Source organism: Polaribacter sp. (assembly GCF_965656025.1).
GTDB lineage: Bacteria > Bacteroidota > Bacteroidia > Flavobacteriales > Flavobacteriaceae > Polaribacter.
This window is the reverse complement of sequence record NZ_CBFHJT010000010.1, coordinates 19,728-22,454: the sequence shown is the minus strand read 5'-3', so window position 1 is coordinate 22,454 and position 2,727 is coordinate 19,728. Positions and strand designations below refer to the sequence as shown.

Genomic DNA, 2,727 nt, shown 5'->3' with positions numbered 1-2,727 from the left:
GCTGTATGAGTTGCATAAATAGCAATGTCATTTTTAATCGCTTTTAAAACCACACGTTCTACATAAGAGTTACCATTTAGTTTTTTTAAACCGCCAAAAATTATAGGGTGAAAGCTAACAATTAAATTGCAGTTTTTTGAAATAGCTTCATCTACAGTTTCTTCTAGCGTATCTAAAGTTACTAACACACCTGTAATTTCGGAGTTATAATTACCCACCAATAAACCAACATTGTCAAAATCTTCTGCGTACTGCAAAGGCGCTAATTCTTCTATGTAATTTGTAATGTCTTTAACAATCATTTCTGTAATTTTCGAATACCAAAGTTAACATTTTTAATGTATTTTTACCCTGATGAAAGTAATTAGATTTTTATTGTTTCCGTTTACAATTTTGTATCATTTTGTAACCAAACTAAGAAACTTATTTTTTGATAACGGAATTTTAAAACAAACTCTTTTTAAAATCCCTGTAATTGTTGTGGGTAATTTAAGTGTGGGGGGAACAGGTAAAACGCCACAAATAGAATATTTAATTCGTTTGCTACAAAATAATTACAAAACAGCAGTTTTAAGTAGAGGTTATGGCAGAAAAACAAAAGGTTATATTCATTTAAATGATCAACATACTGCAAATGATGTAGGTGATGAGCCTTTGCAATATTTTAAAAAATTTACAAATATTGATGTTGCTGTAGATGAAAATAGAGTAGAGGGTATTCAATACTTGTTAGCAAATAACAATCCAGAAGTGGTTTTGTTAGATGATGCTTATCAACATAGAAAAGTAGAGGGCAGTTTTTATGTTTTACTTACAAAATATAACGATTTATTTGTAGAAGATTATTTGTTGCCAACTGGAAATTTAAGAGAAAGTAGTTCTGGGGCAAAAAGAGCCGACGTTATTTTAATTACCAAATGTCCTGAAAGTTTGCTAGAAAATGAGCAGAGTAGTATCAAACAAAAATTATCAAAATTTAATAAACCTGTTTTTTTTACAAGTATATCTTATGCAAAAAATATAAAAGGGTTTTATCAATTTGATATAGAAAATTTAAAAGAATACAGTGTTTTATTAATTACAGGTATAGCAAACCCAAATCCTTTAATCCAATACTTAAAAGAGCATCAAATACAAATACAACATCTAAAATATAAAGATCATCATAATTTTACAGATATAGAAATTGTAGATATTTTAAATAGATTTAAAGAAGAAACTGCTACTAAAAAATTAATTTTAACTACTGAAAAAGATTACGTTAGATTATCACCATACATAAAAGAACTCTCTTATTTACCTATAGAAACTAAGTTTTTACAAAATCAACATACAGATTTTGATAGGCTTATATATAAGCATTTAAAAGAATTTTCGATTTAATTCTCTCTTAAAGCGTGTTTTTAAAAAGTGATTTAATAATACCATCAGAAAGCCCGATTTTTGGTACATATATTTTTCTAGCACCACTCCATTTCATAGCAGAAAGATATATTTTAGTGGCAGGTATAATAACATCTGCTCTATCTGGGTTTAAGCTAAGTTCAGAAATTCTATCCTCAAAGCTCATATTTTTTAAGAATTGATATTGTGCATTTAGGTAAATAAAAGAAATAGGTTTTCCTTCGGTTCTGCCCGACATTTTAAAGAGTTTATTGATGTTTCCTCCAGAACCTATTAAAGAAACTCTTTTTAAATCTTTTGTGTTTTTTTTAATCCATTTTTCTACGTTAGCAAAAATTTCTTTGTTAACAGATTTTTTGTTATTTAATAAACGTACGGTACCCATTTTAAAAGACTTAGACGTTATAATTTTTCCTTTAGAAAAAATGGTAAACTCTGTACTACCACCACCAACATCTACATATAAATAAGAATTGTCTCCTTCTATTAAATTATTTAAATCTGTAGAAGATATAATTGCAGCTTCTTCTTTACCACCAATAACATCAATTTTTACGCCTGTTTTTTCAAAAATTTGAGCAACTACATCATCTCCATTTTTAGACTCTCTCATTGCAGAAGTTGCACAAGCTTTATATCTTTCTACTCCATGCACATTCATTAACAATTTAAATGCTTCCATTGCATTTATCATTCTTGTAATATTGGCATCACTTATAATAGCATCACCAACAAAAGCATCTGCACCTAAACGAATTGGTACACGTACTAAAGAAGATTTTTTAAATTGAGGCTCTTTGTCTTCTGCTACAATTACGTTTGAAATTAATAATCTTATGGCATTAGAACCAATATCTATTGCAGCAAACTTTTTTATTTCTAACAAAATATTTTATTTATGATTTTTAGGAAACTCTATTAAAACAGTTTTTCCTCTTCTGATATTTTTCCAGTGTTTTTCTTTAAATTCGATACCAATCACTCCGCAAGTTGCAACATGTGCAATAGGTTTATCTCCAAACTCATTTACAAAGGTGTTGATACCATGATCGTGACTAAAAATAATTGCAGAATTAAAACCATCATCTAAAGCATTTACAGTTTTAACTAAATAGCCATCGCTAAAACTATATAATTGTCTTTTTATTTGAAGATTTGCATGAGGAAAACCAAAATTTTCGCAGAAAATTACGGCTGTATGCAATGCTCTATTTGCACTACTGGTAATAAATGCATCTGGTCTTGTAATATTTTTAGATAAATATTTAGACATTAAATGCGCGTCCTTTATCCCTCTTTTTTTCAAAGGTCTGTCTATATCAT

Annotated in this window: 4 protein-coding genes; 1 reads left to right on the top strand and 3 read right to left on the bottom strand. The window is 28.5% G+C overall.

The features are described 5' to 3' along the window. A partial coding sequence (locus ACTG3S_RS03130; RefSeq protein WP_439127918.1) for a Nif3-like dinuclear metal center hexameric protein occupies window positions 1-302 on the bottom strand: 302 nt, incomplete at its 3' end. A gap of 52 nt (window positions 303-354) precedes the next feature. On the opposite strand from ACTG3S_RS03130, the gene lpxK reads away from it, so the two are divergent. Next, window positions 355-1,383 carry a tetraacyldisaccharide 4'-kinase gene (gene lpxK, locus ACTG3S_RS03125; protein WP_439127917.1) on the top strand — a complete coding sequence of 343 codons (1,029 nt, stop codon included), beginning with the start codon at window positions 355-357 and terminating at the stop codon, window positions 1,381-1,383. 7 nt (window positions 1,384-1,390) lie between these two features. Here lpxK and ACTG3S_RS03120 read toward each other — a convergent pair whose 3' ends face one another. Continuing rightward, window positions 1,391-2,290 carry a Ppx/GppA phosphatase family protein gene (locus tag ACTG3S_RS03120; RefSeq protein WP_439127916.1) on the bottom strand — a complete coding sequence of 300 codons (900 nt, stop codon included), beginning with the start codon at window positions 2,288-2,290 and terminating at the stop codon, window positions 1,391-1,393. Window positions 2,291-2,296: 6 nt separating this feature from the next. Beyond that, window positions 2,297-2,727, bottom strand: a 431-nt coding sequence (locus ACTG3S_RS03115; protein ID WP_439127915.1) for a SixA phosphatase family protein, incomplete at its 5' end; no start/stop codon positions are given.

Coding starts and splice junctions, on each gene's coding strand:
- lpxK (WP_439127917.1), top strand. CDS start 355: ATGAAAGTAATTAGATTTTTATTGTTTCCGTTTACAATTTTGTATCAT.